This is a genomic window from bacterium (genome assembly GCA_040757115.1).
Lineage (GTDB): Bacteria > UBA9089 > CG2-30-40-21 > CG2-30-40-21 > SBAY01 > JBFLXS01.
This window is the reverse complement of record JBFLYA010000028.1, coordinates 1-21,766: the sequence shown is the minus strand read 5'-3', so window position 1 is coordinate 21,766 and position 21,766 is coordinate 1. Positions and strand designations below refer to the sequence as shown.

The following is a 21,766-nucleotide window of genomic DNA, read 5'->3' as shown; positions in this document are numbered from 1 at the left end:
GTTAGGCATAAAACTTCTCTCTGCAATCCTCTTTTTTCCCTTCTTCCTAAGATTATATACCATAATCTTAATTTATGCAACTAATTTTTAATTTTTTTTGCAAAAAAGTACCTGACATTCTGAGGATTATATGGTAATAGATCAGTTATCGGTGGGAAATTAAGGTGGAGGTAAAAGAGAGAAATTCTGGTAATCCCTCAGTTATGAGGTGTGAAGATAACTATTTGTTCACTTAAACGCTGAAATTAGAAATTGGAAATTGGAAATTAGGGAGAGAGACAAAAGCCCAATTTCTAATTTCCAATTTCCAACAAAAATCATAGGAAAAACGATAAAAGGAACCATCCCTAATTGTCTAAAAATATAGAGAGTTATAGCACTAATTTGACATAGTGTAGTAATGGTTCACGCATAACTTGTTAATTCACTACGAGTAGTTACGAGTATTTAATTCTAAGTAAAGTTTTGAATAATAACTACTATATCGACTGGTTAATGACCCTCTGGGTTGTCTTTTGGGACTCCAAAATGTCAAGAAATACAAAAAGATGGCAAGAAATGAGGTAAAGCAATGCCTGGGACCATAGATATAGCTTTAAGTCCTACGCAACGCTCTCTCCAAAAAGCAATTTCCTATCAGTTCAATATATGGTGTTTCTTGGAGGTCGCACCGGCTGATTGAATCATCCTAGTAATAGTCTTGCGTCCTGGTGTTAAAATCCAGCCGATAGCAAGTGTTTTAAAATTCTCAAAGGGTCGCATCTTGAATTTTTTAGCTATACCTGAACGGTTACGATTTTGTGATTTAACCCGTTTTCTCTTTCAATTCCTTTTCCCACTTAGCCAATTCTTTGAGGGAGATGTTGTCCAGTATCTGAGCCATCTGTTGGCTGATTTTTGTCCAGAGAATTTGGGTAGCACATTTGCCACTCCGTTCACATTCTTCTTTAGTCTTACCTGCACAGTGAACAATCTCAAGTGGTCCCTCAACTATTCGGATTACCTCGCCAGCACTGATTTCTGAAGCTGGTTTAGAGAGGCGATAACCACCCTGAGGCCCTCGGATACTCTCTACCAGGCCAGCCTTCTTTAACTGCACAACCAGCTGCTCTACATACGGAAAGGATATGTTCTGTCTCTTTGAAATATCGTTTACAGAAAGCCATTCATCACCTTCGTGAAGAGACATATCTATCATAACTCTTAAGCCATATCTACCTTTTGTTGTAAGCCTCATAATTATTACCTTCTACCATCCCTATAGTTATAAAATTTCAAGCCAGGCAATGGAAATAATCCAACCTCTATGGTTAACTTAACCTTACTCGCATCTTTTAAAAACTACTTAAACACCTCACCACACAAATCGGGAAAATTCGACTTATTAAGAACCTGCTAAATTTAGTATAGTATATATGTATAAAATTGTCAAGAAAAAATTCTTGACAAATATTTCTATATGTGGTATATTTATTCAAATCCAATATATACAAAATGTATATATTCAGATTTGTGCGTTTTTTTAAAGTCAATAAAGGGAGTATTGTTATGAGTAATGAACAAGCTAAATCAAGAAAAGATGTCGTTGGTTCAGTTATGGTAGTTGGCGGGGGTATTGCCGGAATACAGGCATCCCTTGATCTGGCAGAGTCCGGATTTAAGGTTTATCTTGCGGAAGATAGTTCACCTATTAAGGGATATACGGCATCCAGGTATTAATATCCTTGATCTTCTCAAAGTCTGGATCAGTAGTAGCTATGTTTTGTAAATTATTTGCAAACATAGTTGCTAAATAGGATGCATCTCGAGGCAGCAAGTTATATTGGGAAGATAATTTATGGGCTGATAAGAATGTAGCATAGTCAAAGCTGCAGATGTTAATTGCATTAAGTTTTGTGAGAGATTGAATGTATTTAACAGCTAAGTCCACTGACTTAATGGATTCCTGAAAGAGAATAGGATCACTCCTAAGTGTTTCTAATATTTTGTAATGTCTGTCTGTTTTTAGAATAACAGATGCCTTTTGTTTTAATAGAATAAATGAGACTTCATTTAAGACAAGAGGATTGATAAATGCTTTTATTTTTCGTTTTTCGACTTTATTCAGAAAAGAAGAACATTCAGAACCTATCTGAGGATCAGAGGAGAAATGAGCAATGAAGATTGAGGTATCTATGAAGATTTGTTCTTTTTGGTTATATTGGCTTAATCTGTAGACCATTGCCACTCCTCATCATGGATTATTTCAGAGATTGGCTTTTTAAAGGGTGGGATAATCCCTTTAGTTTTATCAGTAAGACTCTTAGGTTTAATAATGATGAGATTACTCTGAGAGATAATCTCTAAATTATCAAACTCTTTAAATTGATCTTTTGGGATAAAAAAACCATCCTTAGTTTTAGTTGCGTGCATAATATCTTCACCTCAACAAAATTATAGCATATCCTGTTTTCATTGTCAATAGAAAAGTAAAAAAGGCAACAATTCTAATTATGGAACTTATAGGGCAAGGATGTAGCCCAACATTCTATGTTGGCTTATAGAAAGAGAGCGGATAAGCCAGGATAGAATCCTGGGCTACGAAAACTGATGCCAAAATTAAAATTTCTGGGAAAAGATGGAGTATCGTTATGAATAACAATAAGTTATCAAAAAAGCCGGTTGGGGCGGTGATGGTAATTGGGGGTGGGATTACTGGGGTTCAGGCTTCGCTGGATCTGGCGAATTCAGGCTACTATGTTTACTTGGTTGAAAAATCACCCGCTATTGGCGGCGTGATGGCACAACTCGATAAGACCTTTCCTACCAACGATTGTTCGATGTGTATCTTAGCGCCAAAACTGGTGGAATGCGGTAAAAACCTTAATATTGAACTCCTTACCTTATCCGAGGTTGAGAGTGTTATTGGAAAACCAGGTAACTTTACGGTAACTGTGGTGAAACATCCCAAATATGTTGATTGGGATAAGTGTGTTGGCTGTGGCGTTTGTTCGGAAAAGTGTCCAACTAAGATGCCAAATGAATTTGATATGGGACTTTCTATCCGTAAGGCAATTTATGTTAAATATCCACAGGCTGTGCCGTTAAAATATGTCATTGATGATAAGAACTGCCTTCGTTTAGCTAAAGGCAAGAAATGTGGTCTTTGTGAGAAGTTTTGTGAGGCTAAAGCCATAGACTTTGAGCAAAAGGAAGATAAGGTAAGCATCAATGTTGGCTCTATTATAATTGCTTCTGGATTCAAACCCTTTGACTCGACTGTGTATGATACTTACGGCTATAAGAAATACCTCAATGTGGTGACTAGCATAGAGTTTGAGCGATTCTTGAGTGCTTCTGGACCTCATGGAGGTCATCTGCTCAAACCATCAGACAAGAAACATCCCAAAAAGATTGCCTGGTTACAGTGTGTTGGCTCCAGGGACAAAAACCGCTGTGACAATACCTATTGTTCATCTGTGTGCTGTATGTATGCCATCAAACAGGCGGTTATTGCCAAAGAGCATAGTGACCATCCCCTTGATACTGCCATATTTTTTATGGATGTCCGCACTTATGGTAAGGAGTTTGAGAAATACTACAATCGGGCAAAAGAGGAGCATGGGGTTCGATTTATCCGTTCCCGTATTCATACTGTTGATCCGGTAGGGGACGAAGGAGAGAGATTAAGGCTTGTCTTTTCAGATGAGAAGGGAAATATTTGCGAAGAAGAATTTGATATGGTAGTGCTTTCGGTCGGCATTGAGCCTGGCAAGGATGTGGTGGAGTTAGCTAAAAGGCTTGGTCTTAAGCTTAATGAGCATAATTTCTGTCAGACAGATGGATTTTCGCCGGTTGATACCTCCAGGGAGGGCATCTTTGTCTGTGGGGTATTGCAGGGACCAAAGGATATTCCTTATTCAGTGATGGAGGCAAGTGCTGCCGCCAGTCAGGCAGGCAGTATCCTAACTGAGGCACGGGGAACATTAGTCAGAGCAAAGAAATTTCCTGGTGAGAGAGATGTTGCCGGTGAGACACCCAAAATTGGTGTCTGGGTCTGCCACTGCGGGATTAATATCGCCGGGGTGGTGGATGTTGAATCTGTTCGAAATTATGCCGCCGGGTTGCCAGGGGTTGTCCATGCTGAGAATAACCTCTATGTCTGCTCTCAGGATACCCAGGAAAAGATAAAAAAGGTTATTATTGAAAAGAGATTAAACCGGGTAGTGGTTGCCTCCTGTTCACCCAGAACTCATGAACCGCTTTTTATGGATACTTGCCGGGAGGCAGGCTTAAACAAATACCTTTTTGAGATGGCTAATATCCGTGACCAATGCTCCTGGGTGCACCAAAATGAGCCTGATGCCGCTACCGCAAAGGCAAAAGACCAGATTCGGGCATCTGTAGTCAGGGTAGGTAAACTTACACCTTTACAGGAAACAAGTCTATTGATAAATCAGGATGCCCTGATTATTGGCGGTGGTGTAGCAGGGATGGAGTCAGCCCTGTCTTTAGCTGAACAGGGATTTAAAGCCACCTTGATTGAAAAATCAGATAAATTGGGTGGTCAGGCACTTAAATTACAACATAACTTCCAGAGACAGGAGGTTGCTGTCTATCTGAAGAGTCTGATTGAAAAGGTAACCAATCATAGCCATATTACAGTTTGTCTGAATTCAGAGATTGAGAGTGTATCTGGCTTTGTAGGCAACTTTAAATCAGAAATTAGACAACCTGCAAGCAGGTGCCCTGACTCAGAAAATAGAAAGATAGAGTACGGGGTAGCGATTATTGCTGTTGGAGCTCAGGCATACACACCAACCGAATATCTATATGGTCAAGATGACCGGGTTATGACCTCCCAGGAATTCGATGAAAAACTAAAGTCCGAATTCCCAATTCCCAATTCCATAGTTTTTATTCAGTGTGTCGGCTCCCGTGACAGCGAAAGGCAATATTGCAGTAAGGTTTGTTGTAGTCATACCGTAGAGAAGGCACTATCACTCAAGGAACAAAATCCGGATATGGATATCTATGTGTTTTGTCGTGATGTTAGAACTTATGGCTTTAATGAAAATCTCTATCACCAGGCACGCTCAAAAGGGGTTATTTTTATTCGGTATACTGAGGATAAGAAGCCAGAAGTCAAAAGTCAGAAGTCAGGATTAGAAATAAGGGTTTTTGACCCGATTTTGCAGGCAGATATAAAACTTTCGGCTAACCTTGTAGTTTTAGCCCCAGCCATTGTTGCCAATCCAGCTAAGGATTTGGCCCAGCAATTTAAGGTGCCGCTCAATAGCGATGGGTTCTTTTTAGAGGCGCATATGAAACTCAGGCCGGTAGAGTTTGCTACTGATGGTGTATTTGTAGCTGGTCTGGCTCATTACCCTAAACCATTGGATGAATCTATTGAGCAGGCAAAAGCCGCCGCCTCACGAGCCATTACGGTTTTAGCCCAAGGCAAGGTTACTGTTTCCCCTATGACGCCGCTCGTAGATGAAGATAAATGTATTGGCTGTGGGCTGTGTGTTTCCCTATGTTCATCTTCGGCTATGGAATTGCTCTTAAAAGAAAAGGGACGGAGGGCACAAAATATTGCCGCTTCCTGTAAAGGATGCGGAGTCTGCGGCGCTTCCTGCCCACAGCAGGCAATTACTATTCAGCATTTTACTGATGAGGAAATATGGGCGCAGATAGAGGCATTGGTATGATTTTGGATTGCGGATTGAAGGGCATAGATAAACCAGATTCTCAGATAAGAGGATGTTTGTGTTGAAATATCTTATCCCTGTCTGCGGTAGAAAGAGAACCATCTCCACTTCCTGGGATAAAGGGTTGAAGTTTTTGATAATGTTGATAGGGATAGTGTTTATCAGTTTCTAAGATTTTTGGAAGATAATCTTCTAATGAGTATTTGATGACCTCTGTTTTGGTAGTGTGCAGTATGTTAGCTGCTTGATTAACCCTCTCTTCAAGGGTTGGGTTTAATCGGAGACTGATAGGCATTTTATTTCCTCCTTGTTAATATGTTGTATTACGATTGTATCACATATTGTTGGATATGTCAAGCGTTTTCTAAAGGAGCAAACATTATGAATGTGAAAAATTCTAACCCCAAGATAATTGGTTTCTTATGCAACTGGTGTGCGTATGCGGGGGCAGATATGGCTGGGGTTTCCCGTTTCCACTATCCGCCAAACCTGCGAATAATCAGGGTAATGTGTTCTGGCAGAATTGACCCGGTCTTTATCTTTCGGGCGTTTAAAGCCAAAGCAGATGGGGTACTTGTCCTGGGCTGTCATCCAGGAGACTGCCACTATCAGACCGGCAATTATCAGGCAGAACGCAAGATGCGGTTTGTAAATAAAGTGCTCAAGATGTCCGGGATTGAATCTGAGCGATTTGTACTTGATTGGGTTTCTGCCGCAGAAGGGGCGAGGTTTGCTGAGGTGGTTACAAAATTTACTCACCAGATTCAAGCCCTGCCACCTATCAGTGAAATGGAAAACCTTGAGGAAAAGATGGAGATTGCTTTAGGGGTAGCTGAAACAGAGAGGCTAAGATGGCTTACTGGCAAAGAATATGAAATAATTACCCAGGGGAATGTCTATCATGAGGTTGTGGAACAAGCACGATTTGATGAGATGATGGACAGGAATATCGAGGAAAGCGTTTTGATGCAGGAAATTAGCCGGGCAATTACTGATAACCCATTAACCCCGATTGAAGTAGCAAAGTCTCTGGAAATTTCACCAGGGCAGGCATTCAAACTCCTGATTAAAATGGAGCATAATGGCATAGCTCATCTGCAAGGGATGAAGGAACGGTATCCGAGATTTAGCAAAGTATCATAGATTTTCTACTGGAGGAATAAATGGCTGAAAAGATAGGTTCAGTATTAGTTATTGGTGGAGGAATAGGAGGGATTCAGACCTCTTTAGACCTATCAGAGTCAGGTTTCAAGGTTTATCTCTTAGAGCAAACCCCGGCTATTGGTGGGGTGATGGCTCAATTGGATAAGACCTTTCCAACCAATGATTGTGCAATGTGTATTGTCTCGCCCAAGTTAGTTGACTGTGGGCAAAACCTTAATATTGAGATTATCACCAATGCTGAAATAGGCAAGGTAAGCGGTGAGGCAGGGGCTTTTGAGGTAGATGTGGTCAAGCATGCCCGCTACATTGATGTCGAAAAGTGCACTGGTTGTGGGTTATGTGCTCAGCACTGCCCGATTGAAGCCATAGATGAGCATAATCAGGGGCTTTCTGAACGAAAGGCAATCTACATCAGGTATCCTCAGGCGGTTCCACGAACTTATACTATTGACCGTCAAAAGTGCATTGGCTGTGGATTATGTGAGAATCTTTGTCTGCGAGAGGCAGTTTCCTATGCTGATGAGGAAAGGGTCAAAGAAATTAAGGTTGGGGCAATTATTCTTGCCCCGGGTATTGAATCATTTAATCCTGCTTTAAAACAGACCTATGGCTATGGGAAATATCCCAATGTGGTAACCTCCTTTGAGTTTGAACGCATCCTTTCTGCCTCTGGACCCTATAGCGGACATGTCTTTAGACCATCTGATGGCAAAATGCCAGAAAAGATTGCCTGGCTGCAATGTGTTGGTTCAAGAGATAAAGGGGTTGAACAGCCATATTGTTCTTCGGTCTGCTGCACCTATGCTATCAAACAGGCAATCATTGCCAAAGAACATCTCCGGGAAGAAGGATTGGAAACAACCATCTTTTATATGGATATGCGCACCTTTGGCAAGGGATTTGAGGATTATTACAATCGGGCTAAAAATGACAATAGCGTCCGGTTTGTTCGTTCCAGGATTCATACCATTGACCCGGACAAGGATGACAATTTAAGGCTTGTTTGGACAGATGAGGATGGGACTCTGTGTGAGGAAGAGTTTGATATGGTTGTGCTTTCGGTTGGTTTCAAGCCGCCCAGGGCAGTAGTTGAACTCAGCGAGCGGCTGGAAATTGGGTTAAACCAATATGGCTTTTGCCAGACCAGTAGTTTTAAGCCAATGGCCAGCTCACGAGACGGCATTTATGTGGCTGGAGCCTTTCAGGAACCAAAGGATATTCCCTCTACAGTGATGGAGGCAAGCGGTGTAGCGGCTTGTGCCGGTGAATTGCTTGCTTCGACAAGAGGTAGTGAGGTTATCAAAAAAGAATACCCACCAGAAAAGGATGTCCAGGGACTTGAGCCGAGGATAGGCGTTTTTATTTGTAAATGTGGCATAAATATCGCCGGGGTGGTAGATGTACCAGCGGTTACTGAATATGCGGCTGGCTTGCCAAATGTGGAATATGCTGAATATAACCTCTATACCTGCTCTCAGGATACCCAGGCAAGGATACGGGAGATTATTGAAGAAAAACAACTAAATCGGGTTATTGTAGCTTCCTGCACACCGCGAACACATGAACCCTTATTCCAGGATACTATCCGCATGGCTGGTTTGAATAAATACCTTTTTGAGATGGCTAATATTCGTGACCAATGCTCCTGGGTCCATGCCTCAAATCCCCAAGCCGCAACTGAAAAGGCAAAGGAATTAGTGAGAATGGCTGTTGGCCGAGCCGCTCTACTTGAACCACTTTACACTATCCCAATGAAGATTACCCCAAGGGCATTGGTTATTGGTGGTGGACTTTCCGGGATGGTTGCCAGCTTATCCCTGGCAAATCAAGGGTTTGAGGTTGAATTGGTCGAACGGGAAGATGAACTGGGCGGCAACCTGCGACATATCCACTTTACCTTAGAGGGTGAGAACCCTCAAGAATTGTTGAAGTCTCTGCAGGAGAAGGTGCAAAACCACCGGTTAATTAAGCTGCATCTGCAAAGTGAGGTAAAAGAGGTATCCGGGCATGTAGGACATTTTAATTCAGGAGTCAGACGACCCGCAAGCGGGTGCCCCGAGTCAGAAGTCAGAAAAATAGAGCATGGGGTGGTAATTGTAGCTACTGGTGGGGTAGAGTCGAAACCAGCAGAGTATCTATACGGTCAGGATGAGCGGGTGATTACCCAACGAGAACTGGAAGAGCGACTATCTATCCAGAGTTCCGAGTTCCGAGTCCCGAATCCCGTAGTTATGATTCAGTGCGTTGGCTCGCGGGAAAAGGACAGGCTGTATTGCAGTCGAATCTGCTGTAGTCAGGCGGTCAAGAATGCGCTGAAGATTAAGGAACAAAATCCGCAGGCAGATATATACATCCTCTACAGGGACATCAGGACATACGGTTTTCGGGAGGAATACTACTACCAGGCTCGCCAGGCTGGGGTGAAATTTATTCGATACGGTGAAGAGGCAAAGCCTGTAGTGACTAATGATGGGGGCTTACAGGTGCAGGTGAAAGACCCAATATTGGGTGCGGAGGTGGTGTTAAAGCCTGATATAGTGGTACTTGCCCCGGCGATTGTCTCGCATCCGGAGAACGAAAGGCTGGCTCCACTTTTGAAGGTAACCCTTACGGCTGATAGATTCTTCCTTGAGGCACATATGAAGCTGAGGCCGGTAGATTTTGCCAATGAGGGTATGTTTTTATGTGGTCTGGCACATTCGCCCAAGCTAATTGAGGAATCCATCGCTCAAGCCCAGGCAGCGGCTGGTCGAGCCGCAACGATTCTCTCAAAGGATTATTTAGAAACCGGTGGGGTTGTCTCGTGGGTTGATGAGAAAAAATGTGTTGCCTGCCTGACCTGTGTCCGAATGTGTCCTTACGATGTGCCGTTTATAAGTAAGGCTGGGGTAGCAGAGATTGAGGCAGCTAAATGTCAGGGATGTGGGATATGTGCCTCAGAATGTCCGGCTAAGGCGATTCAACTGATGCACTACCGCGATCCGCAGATACTGGCTAAAGTAGATGCAATGTTTAATAAGTCCTATATTTAAAATTAAGAGGTGAAATATGAGTGAACAATTCGAACCGGAGATAGTTGCTTTTTGCTGTCATTACTGTGCCTATGGAGCCGCTGACTTAGCCGGCTCGATGAGACTTAATTATCCGGCGAATGTCAAGATAATTAAGCTGCCCTGCACCGGCAAGGTGGATATTTTATATCTGCTCAAAGCATTTGAGGATGGGGCTGATGGAGTGTATGTGGCTGGTTGTCTTGAAGGCAACTGCCATTTTATAGATGGAAATATCAAAGCTAAACGGCGGGTAGCCAGGGCTAAAAAATTGCTGGATGAGATTGGTATTGATGGAAAGAGGCTGGAGATGTATAATATGAGCGCTTCTATGGGGCCTAAGTTCGCTGAGGTTGCCCGGGAGATGACTGAGAGGATACGAAACCTGGGTCCAAACCCGTTAAAAAAATAAGTCCTATATTTAAAATCAGGAGGTTTAGAGATGGAATCTATTCAACCCAAAAAGGTATCTGAGGAGATTAAAGAGATTTTGCAACATGCAGACTTAAATACTTGCTTAACTTGCGGGACATGTGCCGGAGGTTGTGCGGTTTCAGGGATTTTGGGTGACCTTGAAGGATGGGATATCCGTAAGGTTCTGCGGAAGTTAGTTTACGGGATGGTGGATGAAGTAGTTGACTCCAAATTCCCCTGGGTTTGCACCATTTGTGGAAGATGTATGTATGCTTGCCCAATGAAGGTTGACATTGTTCACATAATGGAATTAATGAAGGCTCTTAGGCCCAGGGATAAGGTGCCTGGGGTGCTACATAAGGGGACAGAAAAGGCGCTGGCTACTGGAAATAATATGGGTATTCCTGAAGCGGTATATTTCCAGGTTTTAGAAATGGTTGAGGAAGAACTGCGAGAAGAAGAAGGGTTTGCTGATTTTAAGCTTCCCATAGACAAAGATGGTGCTGATGTTGCCTTTTACCCTAATTCCAAAGAGATTTCGGCAGATTCGGATGATATGAAATGGTACTGGAAGATATTTTATGCCTCTGGTGCAGACTGGACTATTCCCAAAGATAACTGGGAGGCAGTGGATTGGGGGCTTTTTACTGCCAACGAGGAAGCTTCTATGACCTTAGCCCGAAGAAAGATTGACTTTGTCAAAAAACACAATATCAAACGGCTAATTCTGCCTGATTGCGGCGGTGGTTCTTTTGGCTGCCGGTTAGGTCTTGAGAAATGGAAAGGAAAGGATGCGAATTTAAGCATTGATTATCTTTACATCTACGATATTATCATCGAATACCTGAAGCAAGGCAGGATAAAGGTTGACAAGAGCAAGAATACTAAACTCCATACCTGGCATGATTCCTGCAAGCACGGACGGGTAGCAGAGCAGTTCTTTGGCCAGGGTAAGTATGATGAACCGCGGTGGATTCTTGAACAATGCACAGATAATTTTGTCGAGATGCATCCAACCAGAGCCAATTCATTCTGCTGTGGAGCGGGTGGCGGTGCCTGGGCAGGGCCATACAAAGAAGAGCGAAATTACTATGGCCGCAAAAAGGCTGAAGCTATAAAAAACTCCGGGGCTGAAGTAGTTGTAGTTGGCTGCTCCAACTGCCGCGACCAGATACTGCGAGGATTGAAACCCAAATACAATCTCGATATTGAGGTCAAATATATCTGGCAAATAATAGCTGAGTCACTGGTAATGGAATAAAATAGACAGTAGTCAAATTACCACCACCAGAGGTAATGGCTTGATAATATTGCCATTGAAAGGGGTGAATTGGATTAACAGGGTTGAAAATGGGGACGCACACAATTATCTTGACATTTTGGTTGAAAATGTGTGTGAAAATGGGGGACGCACACAATTATCTTGACATTTTAGCTTCCGGAGTTATATAATATAAGGTATTATGCCACGGGTAGCGAGAATAATGATAGAAAACATTCCTTACCATGTAACCCAACGAGGTAACAGGAGAGAGGATATATTTTTTGGAGACGAAGACCGCAAGAGGTATCTTGAATGGCTCAAGGTGTATTCAGAAAGATATGGATTAAATGGAGTTTTTTTATAAATTATGGGTTTTTCTCTAATTAACTCGTGTGATTTCCGGACTAAATGAGAAGTAATATCCTCACATTCTTCCAAAATATCCGTGATTTGATGAGTTAAATGGTCTATTATTATTTCTTCTGATAGAAACCCCAAATCAACCAATATTCTTCCTAATCTTTTGTTAGACTTCTTTTGCTCTAACAATGCCTGATGGAGTTCTTCTTTCGTTAGCACTCCTTCCTCTACCAATATTTGACCGAGCAACAACTTTTCTGGCATAGTTCTTCCCTCCGGTAGAAAAATTCAGGTGGTAATTTACCGCAGAGACGCAGAGGAACAGAGAAAACATAAAAATAAATTAGATCACATAAAAGATTATTGATGCAGACATTGAAATACTTATGACCTGCTTGCCGAATGTTCAGCAGACAAGCCAGATTTGTTAATCCATTCCTGATTTTCATCAGGGCAAGTTTAATGTTGTTGTACTCAAGAGCTTGCCCGGGGATGTTAAGCGTCTCATCCATAGATTTTAATTTTTTTCTCTGCGTCTCTGTGTCTCTGCGGTGAACAGTTACCTTTTATTTTCATTTATTTACTTCTACCTTTGATATGTCTGGATAAATTTTTCTATTGACCTATCATAAGTTCTTTCAACATTTGGTGGAAATAAACAGCCTGGTAGTTGTTTCATACGCCAGTGGTATTGAATACATTCGCAACAAATACCCTTCCGAGGACAGGGGTCATAGGTGCAAGTGCACCCTTTTTTATTCTGGGCAACATTACATTCTCTCATCATTCGCCTCCATAAAAATCCTGCCTTGAATAAGATGCCCAGCAGGTGGGCGTTTCCCAGACCTTTACCTCTTCAAGTTTGACTTGACTCAATAATTTTTGTAGTTCAAGATAAAGATATTGGGCAATTGCCTCTGCGGTTGGGCTTGAATTTGAAAAAGGTTTTAGTTCGTTCAGATTTTGATGGTCTAAAGGTTCAATGACCTTTTTCGTCCACTCTTTTAATTCATCAAAATCGATAATCATCCCTGATTTATTTAGTTTATCATTGCTCACAATTACTTCTACATTCCAATTATGTCCATGGAGTTTGGAGCATTTATCTTGATGACCTATTATTTTATGTGCGGCACAAAATTGTGCCTCAACTCTTACTCGATACATAAAATTAATATAACACAAACATCTTAAGATGTCAATTGATTTTTAGTGAATTCAAAATAAACTCATAGATTTTATCTTTATCTTTCGGTGAAAACCAGGTAAATCTTTTTTCTGCACGAAACCATGTAAGCTGGCGTTTGGCAAAATTTCGTGTTTGTTGTTTTATCATTTCAATTGTTTCATTTAAATCATAATCCCCTTTCAAATAACTAATTATCTGTTTATACCCAACGGCTTCCATAGCGATTAAATTTTCATTATAACCCATTTTAAGTAAAGATTGGACTTCCTCCACAAATCCTTGTTTTATCATCCTATCTACCCGTTCATTAATCTGACAATATAACTTATCACGCTCTTTATTTAAACAAATCATAATAAGATTATAATCTTTTTTCTGAGTTTTATGCTGTTGAAGTTGAGAGATGGGTATTCCTGTTTGATAGAATACTTCTAATGCCCGAATTATTCTGCGGGTATCATTTGGATTTAATTTTTCTGCCTTTTCTTTATCCACCTGACAAAGTTTGTCATAAAGGTATGCGGTGCCAAATTGGGTCAGCTGGAGTTGAAGATTATGGCGAATAGTCGCAGAAGGGGCTGGAGAGGGAAAAAGGCCAGTAGTGATTGCCTTGATGTATAATCCTGTGCCGCCAACTAAGAAAGGAAACCGTTTGTGCGAATGAACCTTAGTAATTGTTTCCTCTGCTTTTTCTTTAAAGTCAGCCACAGTCCAATTTTCATCTGGATAAACGATATCTATCAAATGATATGGAAGTTCCTGACAGAGAAGTTTATCAGGTTTTGCCGTGCCAATGTCCATATAGCGATATACCTGTCTTGAATCAGCAGAGATAATCTCTCCACCTGATTTTTGAGCAAGCAGATGAGCTAATTCTGTTTTACCGACCGCAGTCGGTCCGGCAATAATAATAAGTGGATACATTTTTATCCTGGATAGCCAAATGGCATAATATATAATGGGGCAAATTTTTTAGGCAGACTTAAACATCGGGTTACTTCCTCATCAATGAATGCGCCAATAACGACTGTGCCTAATCCTAATGTTTCTGCGATTAAAGAAAGATTTTGTCCTGCATGACCTACCTCCATATAGACATATTTTTCGCCACGACTGCCATATCTGAAGGTTGTTCGGCTATATTCGGCACAAATAACAATATCCAGTGGTGCACAGGCAATGAATTCCTGATTAAGTGCGGCTGAGGCTAATTCCCTTCTAAAATCCCCTTCTTTAATTAGCTCAAGGCTATGTTTCATTGGATGATAATGATGCACGCCAGAATTCATTCCTTCAACTATGCCAATTACGGCAAAAACCTCTAAAGGATAAGTTGCCCCAGCCGAAGGAACAGCACGACGGAATTGTTCAGTTATTCCTTGTGCTGACCAGAGAAGTTGGGATAACTGTTCGAGTGTAAGTGGGTCCTGTCTGAAGTTGCGTATGGACTGCCTCCGCGCAATTGCCTCCTCAATAGACATCTTCCCTGCGGTTTTAGGCTTGGGTAAGAAAATTATAGCCATTTGTTTAAATTATATAATTCTGCCCAATAAATGTCAAGGATTATTTTCTGAAACCAGTTCTGAAGACTAAATTTTCATAGTAGAATAGGGGACGCACACTATTTTTTACTCATCTTTTTCTTCCACTTTTCTTGGTCTTCATGGAAGCCTAAACTTCAATGACCGATTCATAACCTTTTCCATAAAAGATTCTCTTCCAGTAGGTAACCCCTTCTGTGTATTTCGCTTTAATATGTCTATATCCTCCTGCTTCCCTCTCTCTCTAAGCCATCCCAACCAATCTATTACTACTCCTGCCGGAGGAAAATCAGAAGAAAGAATATTATCCTTTCTCTTCCCACAATGTGCCATAGCACTTGACCACATATAATCTTCAGCATTTTGAATAATACCAGCTCGCACAGGATTTAGCTCTACATAACGCACAGCCGCCCATAAATATCCTTCGTCAAGAGCACTGGAAAAATATCATCCTTGCCAAAGGTGACCACTCCAATCCCTTGAACGATTTATGTGGATGGCATACCTCGTATGCAATGAACGCATTGTCTTTTCCAGGGAATCCTTATGACAAGCAACTACTACTAAATGGATATGGTTTGTCATCAAGCAATACGCCCATATCTTTAATCCATATCTTTCTGAATACACCTTGAGCCATTCAAGATACTTCTTGCGGTCTTCATCTCCAAAAAATATATCCTCTCTCCTGTTACCTCGTTGGGGGACATGGTAAGGAATGTTTTCTATCATTATTCTCGCTACCCGTGGCATAATACCTTAAACTCCGGAAGCTAAAATGTCAAGATAATTGTGTGCGTCCCCATTTCCCATTATTCCTTAAGTTTACAGAGATATAGGTAAGTTTCAAAATTATCCTCTTGACAAAATATAGCAAGATATGGTATCCTTATATTTTGGTAAATGGTAATTAGTTAACAGTTACTTGCTTTTAATTTCGTGAAACCCTATAGGAGGAGGTAGAAATGATAAGAAGACCTGTAGTCGCAGGACAGTTTTATCCAGGGAATCCAGAAAGGTTGGAAGAGGAGATAAAAAACTATCTCATAGCTGATGCTGTTCAGGAAGAGGTTATCGGGTTAATTGCCCCACATGCTGGTTATATCTATTCTGGCTCTACGGCTGGGGCAGTTTATTCAAGGATTAAACCTGCTCAAACCTTTATTATTCTATGCCCAAATCATACTGGCTACGGCAAACCATTTGCGATTATGACTAAAGGTATTTGGGAAACAGCATTAGGGAGTGTTCCGATTGATTTCCAGCTCGCTGACCAACTTCTATCTTCGTCAAAACATCTGCAAGAAGACCATCTTGCCCATCTTTACGAACATTCAATTGAAGTTCAACTTCCTTTTCTTCAGGTTCTATTTAAAGAAAATGCCTTTCAAATCGTCCCAATTTGCGTAAGTCATTCCAGAGATGAGGATTATAAACAGTTAGGACTTGAGATAGGTAAAATCCTTAAAAATCTCTCAAAAAAGGTAGTCATAATTGCCTCATCAGATATGACTCATTATGAGTCTCATGAGGATGCCCAGCGCAAGGATAAAATAGCCATTGATTCTATCTTAAAATTAGACGAAGAGATACTTCTGGAAAATGTCCATATCTTCCATATTACTATGTGTGGATACATCCCGGCGGTGATTATGTTAGTTGCGGCTAAAGAATTAGGGGCTAAAGAGGCAGAACTGGTCAAATACACGACCTCAGGTGAGACAACAGGAGATTATCAACAAGTCGTGGGTTATGCGGGGATTATAGTCAAGTGAGACAAAAAAGATATAAAAATCCTATTCCTACAGTTGATATAATCATTGAGTTGGAAGATAAAGGGATTATTTTAATTAATCGCAAAAATCCACCTTATGGCTGGGCAATTCCGGGTGGATTTGTTGATTATGGTGAGAGTTTAGAACAAACCGCCGTCCGCGAGGCAAAAGAAGAAACTTCACTTGATGTCCAGCTGATAAAACAATTCCATACTTACTCAAATCCGGAAAGAGACCCAAGACACCACACCATTACCACCGTTTATCTCGCCAGAGCAACGGGCACACCTAAAGCAGATGATGATGCCAAACAAATAGGGGTTTTCACTCAAGAAACCCTACCCCAAAACCTTGCCTTCGACCATAAAAAGATATTGCAAGATTACTTTAATAATTTATTTTAATCCAAAATCCAAAATAATTCTATCCCCTTTTTATTACACACATCCGCTGGCAACATTTTTATTGACAGTTCAACAATTCTATGATAATATAATTTTGGAGAAAGGGAATTGGGTATATCTGTCATCATCATTACCTATAACGAAGAAGAGAATATCAAGGATTGTTTAGAAAGTGTCAAATGGGCAGATGAAATAGTGGTTGTGGATTCTAAAAGCAGTGATAAAACGGTTGAGATTTGTAAGGAATATACGGATAAAATAATCCAGAGAAAATGGGAAGGATACGGTCTTCAAAAACAATTTGCTTTAGAAAAGGCAACATCAGAGTGGGTATTGAGCATTGATGCAGATGAACGAGTAACAGCGCAACTAAAAGATGAAATACTCCAGAGCCAACTAAATAAAGATGGGTATTACATTCCGTTTAAATTCTACTGGCTTGGCAGAGAATTGCGATATGGCGGCTGTGGTCACGAAAAACATATCCGGTTGTTCAAAAGACAAAAGGCTAAATTTACTCAAGCCCTGGTTCATGAAGACCTGTTTATTGATGGAGAAATAGGCTATTTTAAAAATTATATCCTTCATTTTAGTTACAAAGATATTAGAGATTATTTCGAAAGGTTTAATCAATATTCCGGTATTGAGGCTTTAAAAAAATTTAACCAGGGAGAAAAAGTAATATTTACGCTACAAATTTTACTTTCCTGCGTAGATTTCATTAGCCGATATATTTTTAAATTAGGATTTTTAGATGGGACTCAAGGCTTTTTATGGGCAATCTTTTCCTCTTTTCATCGATTAGTAAAGTATGCTAAATTGTGGGAAATGACCCACTCAAAAATTCAAAATCCAAAATGACTAAATTAGAAAATAGCGGCAAGGTAAAAAAGATACTTGTGGTAAGAAATGACCGAATAGGTGATTTAATCTTAAGTCTACCCGCGATAGCATCCTTAAGAAAAGGTTATCCTGATGCTCATATTGGGGTTTTAATTCGGGAATATACGCAGGAGATTTTATGGAATAATCCCGATATAGATGAGATAATTATTGACCGGAATCAGGATGTGTTTGAATTAGCCCGGCAGATAGCAGAAAAAAGATTTGACCTGGCAATAGTTCTTTATCCAAATTGGCGAAATGGCTGGCTCTGTTGGTTAAGTGGTATACCCTGGCGAATAGGAACAGGATATAAACCAGTTGGTATCTTATTTAACCAGAAGGCATATATTCACCGCACAAAAATTGTTCATCATGAAATGGACTATTGCCTGAAATTAGTTGAAAAAGCGGGTGTTCAATCTGTAAGAGAAAAAATTCGACTACAGATAAAGAAAGAAGATAAAGAATACGCTCAATCTTTATTGGAAAAATATCAGGTAGGGAATACCATTCCTTTAATTGGTATCCATCCTGGGAGTGGGGGGTCTGCTTTAAATTGGCCTGAGCATCTGTATGGTCGTTTAATTGACCTTTTGAGTGAAAAATACGGGGTAAAGGTCGTGTTAAGTGGAAGTAAAGAAGAGGTGGAGAGAATATTGCCTCAAACATACTCTCAACCAGTTAATTTAGCCGGCCAGACGACTCTGGGACAATTAATGGCTGTGTATTCATTTTATCATCTTTTTATTGGACCCAGCACCGGACCAATGCACATCGCGGCCGGGCTGGGTAAGCCAGTAATAGCTTTATTTCCACCCATTCGCACTCAAAGCTCGGCTAAATGGGGACCTCCGGGAGAAGGACATACAGTGCTTATGCCTGATGAGATAAAATGCCAATATAAACGGTGCAGATTACAAAAATGCCCATTCTATAACTGTATGGCACAAATTACCCCGGAACGGATATTAATGGCTGTAGAAAAACAATTATCGTAACTGTTCAGCCACTGATTGACACAGATTGACACGGATAAATAGTAGAGGATAGAAGATAGAAGGCAGAGGACAGATGAGAAAGGGAGAAGCGGAGAAGGATAGGAGACACGAGGCACTATACCTGAATTTGCCTTCAACCTTGAGCCTAATTACGGACACGAAAAACGGACACGATTCACGAATCTTCAGTGTTTCATCCGTGTTTATCTGTGGCTGAATAATTCGCGATGACAAACTATTATAATCCTCTACCCAATCTATCATTAGCCAATTAACCCATCCCATCCCTCAGAAAGAGGAGAGAGTAGATGGGCATCTTTTTATTACGGTGATTGCTTATCATATTGGACAGACCATTCGTTTCAAGGGACGACGAAAAGGGATACAAGATAGTTGGTCAAGGATTCGCCAGATATTGTCGAGGCAAGTCCGGATAACCACAACGCTGAAAAGGAAGGATGGTCAATTGATGCAGATAAGAAAATCCTCAAAGGCTGAATTATCTCATCAAGAGATTTATAATGCCTTGGAGTTACCTTATCAACTAGGGAAAACAGTCAAATCATTTTGTGGGGATTCATACTGTAGTGCCAAAACTCAACCTCTCTACTCTGTAAGTTGTTGATAATACAAGACTTATTTTTTAAAGCGGCGAAGTTGGGATAATATAAATATAAAAACATATATTGTACCAATAGGTAGTTTTGGAGCGATTCTTTGTAGTGGGTTAATAGCAATTTTAACCATCTGGAAAGATTTTTTTATATCCTTTGGAGACCATCTCACTGAAGAAGTTTATTACATGGGTTGGAAAAAAACATTACCTGTTGAACATTATCTTAGAATTTTTGATTCAATGTATAATCAGCTAATATATGGTCTAATAGGGCTTTCATTATTTCTTATAATTGGGATATTCGGTTATTATCTTTATATCAAAAAAAGGAAAGTATCAAGATGAATTCAATTCCTACAATAAAAAAGCCCCATCTAATATTTATTATCCTATCCATAATAAGTCTAATAATATATTTTTTTTTAATTCTACCATTTACCAATACACCTTTTATCACAGATGAATTAGAACATCTCCTCCTGGGTAAAGGTATCATTTTTAATGGAGTGCCTTATTATCACCAGGGGATAAATTTTGGTCCTTATCCTCATACACATCCGTTGCTACATGCATATATAATAGCCTTATTTTTAAAACTATTCTATGGAGCGGATTTCAGTGTTCGGTTAATTCAGATTTTTTGCTTTTTATGTAATTTACTCTTAATTTATCTAATCTCAAAGGAAGTCTTCAAAGACAATGACAAAGTTTTTCTGATAGGAGGAGTTGCTATATTTTTATTTTCGATAAATCCTGCGGTAATTCAAGGTAGTTTAGTGATGTGCACAACTCTTCTCACACCACTCTCAACCTTATTTCTTTTACTTTTTATCAAATCTGGAATTAAAAAATATAGTTACAAAAATAATATTTTACCTGGTATTTTATTTGGAGTGTTATTATGGGTAAAATTTCACGCACTTCTATTATTACCAACTATTTTCCTATATCATATAATTAATAGAGATTTTAAAAAAGCTATAGTTCAACCATTAATTATCTTTAGTCTGGGAAGTTGTCTATTTTTATTTACCTGGGGATTATATTGTAAGTTATTTTCTTATCCATTTTGGACACCATTTGAACATAACTTTGGTCCTCTTCTAAATAAAGTATCTTTGCCATCTAATATGTTAAAAGATTTATTGGTATCATTTGCAGTATTGAGAAATGTAGTCTTCTGGACATCACCATTTTTTATACTCATAATAATCTTTAGTCTTGTAGAAGCGATAAAGAGATACTTTAAAAATAAAGAATTAATGTTGATTGACTTATTAATTCTATATGGAAGCATTATTTTTATTATCTTTATTTTAACTAAAATACATGGTGCAGGATTTATACTTTATCATCATCCGATGTTACCTGCTTTCTCGATTGTAATATCAGTATTTGTCATCCAACATCTTAAATTTACCCAAAAAGAGGTGATGTTATCTATTTGTTTAATTCTTTTGAGTACTATATATTGCCTATTTGTAGTAGGTAATCCACTTTTGTCACCTTTTGCTCTAAAATCAGGTGTAATGGCTAATCCAATTAAATTAAAAATCATAGTGACAAAAAACCTTCTATCAATTCTCTCTTATTTAATACTTTTTATAGGTGTAATAAGTATAATAAAGATTATTAAGAGAGATTATAATTTATTAAAGGTTATAACATTAGGAACTTTTCTATCATTAATCTCTGCAAATATAAGTCTTGATTTGATACAAAAAAAGGCAATTTATTCTACTAGATATTGCTATGGAGAAAAAGGATTTAAAGAGGCAACTTCATATCTTAAAAAGTCTATTAAGCCAAATGAATTGGTTCTTACTCAATATGACATTGCCTATGCAAGCAATATATACTTATTTATTGAAATTGGAAAACTACCTTTTTGGACAGGGGGAAATTATAAGAGTCTGGAAGAAACAATAAGTAACCCTCAAATTAAATGGATAATAGTGAGAAAAAGTTTCTACGACCAAATAGATTATGACCCATCACCAATATTAAAAACAAGATTTAAGTTAGAAAAGAATTTCGGGGATTTCGATATTTATAGAAAAATATAGTCTACAAATATATCACTCCTAACGGAGTTTATAAAATATATTCAGCCCTGTAAGGGCGAGATGTTTATAAATTTATCGTCTCAACATCAAATTAGCTCCGTAGGAGCGATATGTTTATTGAGAAAGTTATAGATATTTTCGTAACCGTTCAGGCTATATATCAAAAGTGTAAGAAAGGGGATAAGGAGATAAGAGTGATATGGAGATAAGATAATAGAATATAGATTGAAATTTATAGAAATAGGTAGAAATTGATTGTGGAAAACAACAAATTTCCATAAATTTCTATTACTCGATGTTCAAGTTTTTTAGTTTTAGGGGCATAAAGTCCTTATTTTTATTTTAGC

The 21,766-nt window shown here is 39.5% G+C and carries 25 protein-coding genes and 1 pseudogene; 12 read left to right on the top strand and 14 right to left on the bottom strand.

The genetic code is table 11. From position 1 onward, the window contains the following. Positions 1–805: 805 nt before the first annotated feature. Positions 806–1,237, bottom strand: coding sequence for an Rrf2 family transcriptional regulator (locus AB1422_03845; GenBank protein MEW6618473.1), 432 nt, complete (start codon positions 1,235–1,237; stop codon positions 806–808). Positions 1,238–1,548: 311 nt separating this feature from the next. On the opposite strand from AB1422_03845, the gene AB1422_03840 reads away from it, so the two are divergent. Beyond that, positions 1,549–1,719 (top strand): FAD-binding protein, encoded by a 171-nt coding sequence (locus AB1422_03840; GenBank protein ID MEW6618472.1) that lies wholly within the window; start codon positions 1,549–1,551, stop codon positions 1,717–1,719. Here AB1422_03840 and AB1422_03835 read toward each other — a convergent pair. Continuing rightward, the gene (locus tag AB1422_03835; GenBank protein MEW6618471.1) at positions 1,691–2,221 is read right to left on the bottom strand and encodes a type II toxin-antitoxin system VapC family toxin; all 531 of its coding nucleotides are present in this window, start codon (positions 2,219–2,221) and stop codon (positions 1,691–1,693) included. The two genes, AB1422_03840 and AB1422_03835, sit on opposite strands and share 29 nt — an antisense overlap. Then, complete coding sequence (locus tag AB1422_03830) at positions 2,206–2,412, bottom strand: hypothetical protein (GenBank protein MEW6618470.1); 207 nt, start codon at positions 2,410–2,412, stop codon at positions 2,206–2,208. Before AB1422_03830 ends, AB1422_03835 begins: the two co-directional genes overlap by 16 nt. Positions 2,413–2,630: 218 nt before the next feature. Here AB1422_03830 and AB1422_03825 point away from each other — a divergent pair, with 218 nt between their 5' ends. Continuing rightward, a complete protein-coding gene (locus AB1422_03825) occupies positions 2,631–5,690 on the top strand; it encodes a CoB--CoM heterodisulfide reductase iron-sulfur subunit A family protein (GenBank protein ID MEW6618469.1) in 3,060 nt (1,019 codons plus the stop codon). A gap of 40 nt (positions 5,691–5,730) precedes the next feature. On the opposite strand, the gene AB1422_03820 is transcribed toward AB1422_03825, so the two are convergent. After that, a complete protein-coding gene (locus tag AB1422_03820; protein MEW6618468.1) occupies positions 5,731–5,985 on the bottom strand; it encodes a hypothetical protein in 255 nt (84 codons plus the stop codon). 86 nt (positions 5,986–6,071) lie between these two features. Here AB1422_03820 and AB1422_03815 point away from each other — a divergent pair. The 4 genes and pseudogenes from AB1422_03815 to AB1422_03800 all read left to right on the top strand — a co-directional run bounded on the left by AB1422_03815 (position 6,072) and on the right by AB1422_03800 (position 11,579). Beyond that, positions 6,072–6,470 (top strand): annotated as a pseudogene (locus AB1422_03815) (hydrogenase iron-sulfur subunit). 383 nt (positions 6,471–6,853) lie between these two features. Continuing rightward, the gene (locus tag AB1422_03810) at positions 6,854–9,886 is read left to right on the top strand and encodes a CoB--CoM heterodisulfide reductase iron-sulfur subunit A family protein (GenBank protein ID MEW6618467.1); all 3,033 of its coding nucleotides are present in this window, start codon (positions 6,854–6,856) and stop codon (positions 9,884–9,886) included. Positions 9,887–9,902: 16 nt separating this feature from the next. After that, positions 9,903–10,316: a hydrogenase iron-sulfur subunit gene (locus AB1422_03805; protein ID MEW6618466.1), complete on the top strand. Its 414-nt coding sequence runs from the start codon at positions 9,903–9,905 to the stop codon at positions 10,314–10,316. A gap of 30 nt (positions 10,317–10,346) precedes the next feature. Continuing rightward, positions 10,347–11,579, top strand: coding sequence for a (Fe-S)-binding protein (locus AB1422_03800; GenBank protein MEW6618465.1), 1,233 nt, complete (start codon positions 10,347–10,349; stop codon positions 11,577–11,579). A gap of 240 nt (positions 11,580–11,819) precedes the next feature. On the opposite strand, the gene AB1422_03795 is transcribed toward AB1422_03800, so the two are convergent. The 8 genes from AB1422_03795 to AB1422_03760 form a co-directional block, all read right to left on the bottom strand. Then, a complete protein-coding gene (locus AB1422_03795) occupies positions 11,820–12,206 on the bottom strand; it encodes a hypothetical protein (protein ID MEW6618464.1) in 387 nt (128 codons plus the stop codon). Continuing rightward, complete coding sequence (locus tag AB1422_03790) at positions 12,170–12,454, bottom strand: hypothetical protein (GenBank protein MEW6618463.1); 285 nt, start codon at positions 12,452–12,454, stop codon at positions 12,170–12,172. The genes AB1422_03795 and AB1422_03790 overlap by 37 nt, the downstream gene beginning before the upstream one ends. Positions 12,455–12,528: 74 nt before the next feature. Further along, positions 12,529–12,726, bottom strand: a complete 198-nt coding sequence (locus AB1422_03785; protein MEW6618462.1) for a DUF6485 family protein — start codon at positions 12,724–12,726, stop codon at positions 12,529–12,531. Continuing rightward, a complete protein-coding gene (gene queD / locus AB1422_03780) occupies positions 12,726–13,109 on the bottom strand; it encodes a 6-carboxytetrahydropterin synthase QueD (GenBank protein MEW6618461.1) in 384 nt (127 codons plus the stop codon). The genes AB1422_03785 and queD overlap by 1 nt, the downstream gene beginning before the upstream one ends. A gap of 31 nt (positions 13,110–13,140) precedes the next feature. Next, on the bottom strand, positions 13,141–14,055 hold the full coding sequence (gene miaA, locus AB1422_03775; protein MEW6618460.1) for a tRNA (adenosine(37)-N6)-dimethylallyltransferase MiaA: 915 nt from the start codon (positions 14,053–14,055) through the stop codon (positions 13,141–13,143). Between the two features lie 2 nt (positions 14,056–14,057). Then, a complete protein-coding gene (locus tag AB1422_03770) occupies positions 14,058–14,654 on the bottom strand; it encodes a SagB/ThcOx family dehydrogenase (protein ID MEW6618459.1) in 597 nt (198 codons plus the stop codon). A gap of 138 nt (positions 14,655–14,792) precedes the next feature. Next, the gene (locus AB1422_03765; GenBank protein ID MEW6618458.1) at positions 14,793–15,080 is read right to left on the bottom strand and encodes a hypothetical protein; all 288 of its coding nucleotides are present in this window, start codon (positions 15,078–15,080) and stop codon (positions 14,793–14,795) included. A 42-nt stretch (positions 15,081–15,122) separates the two neighbouring features. Further along, the gene (locus tag AB1422_03760; GenBank protein ID MEW6618457.1) at positions 15,123–15,428 is read right to left on the bottom strand and encodes a transposase; all 306 of its coding nucleotides are present in this window, start codon (positions 15,426–15,428) and stop codon (positions 15,123–15,125) included. A 212-nt stretch (positions 15,429–15,640) separates the two neighbouring features. On the opposite strand from AB1422_03760, the gene amrB reads away from it, so the two are divergent. From amrB to AB1422_03740, 4 genes are all read left to right on the top strand, one after another. Next, positions 15,641–16,450 (top strand): AmmeMemoRadiSam system protein B, encoded by an 810-nt coding sequence (gene amrB / locus AB1422_03755; GenBank protein ID MEW6618456.1) that lies wholly within the window; start codon positions 15,641–15,643, stop codon positions 16,448–16,450. Further along, the gene (locus tag AB1422_03750) at positions 16,447–16,854 is read left to right on the top strand and encodes an NUDIX hydrolase (protein MEW6618455.1); all 408 of its coding nucleotides are present in this window, start codon (positions 16,447–16,449) and stop codon (positions 16,852–16,854) included. The genes amrB and AB1422_03750 overlap by 4 nt, the downstream gene beginning before the upstream one ends. A 108-nt stretch (positions 16,855–16,962) precedes the next feature. Beyond that, positions 16,963–17,715 (top strand): glycosyltransferase family 2 protein, encoded by a 753-nt coding sequence (locus AB1422_03745; GenBank protein ID MEW6618454.1) that lies wholly within the window; start codon positions 16,963–16,965, stop codon positions 17,713–17,715. Then, positions 17,712–18,737, top strand: a complete 1,026-nt coding sequence (locus tag AB1422_03740; GenBank protein MEW6618453.1) for a glycosyltransferase family 9 protein — start codon at positions 17,712–17,714, stop codon at positions 18,735–18,737. Before AB1422_03745 ends, AB1422_03740 begins: the two co-directional genes overlap by 4 nt. Here the strand turns inward: AB1422_03740 and AB1422_03735 are convergent. Then, positions 18,729–19,022 carry a hypothetical protein gene (locus AB1422_03735; protein MEW6618452.1) on the bottom strand — a complete coding sequence of 98 codons (294 nt, stop codon included), beginning with the start codon at positions 19,020–19,022 and terminating at the stop codon, positions 18,729–18,731. The two genes, AB1422_03740 and AB1422_03735, sit on opposite strands and share 9 nt — an antisense overlap. Before the next feature lie 43 nt (positions 19,023–19,065). Here AB1422_03735 and AB1422_03730 point away from each other — a divergent pair, with 43 nt between their 5' ends. After that, on the top strand, positions 19,066–19,362 hold the full coding sequence (locus tag AB1422_03730) for a hypothetical protein (GenBank protein MEW6618451.1): 297 nt from the start codon (positions 19,066–19,068) through the stop codon (positions 19,360–19,362). A 332-nt stretch (positions 19,363–19,694) separates the two neighbouring features. Continuing rightward, on the top strand, positions 19,695–21,419 hold the full coding sequence (locus AB1422_03725) for a glycosyltransferase family 39 protein (GenBank protein MEW6618450.1): 1,725 nt from the start codon (positions 19,695–19,697) through the stop codon (positions 21,417–21,419). A 153-nt stretch (positions 21,420–21,572) separates the two neighbouring features. Here AB1422_03725 and AB1422_03720 read toward each other — a convergent pair whose 3' ends face one another. Then, positions 21,573–21,698, bottom strand: a complete 126-nt coding sequence (locus AB1422_03720; protein ID MEW6618449.1) for a hypothetical protein — start codon at positions 21,696–21,698, stop codon at positions 21,573–21,575. Positions 21,699–21,766 lie beyond the last annotated feature (68 nt).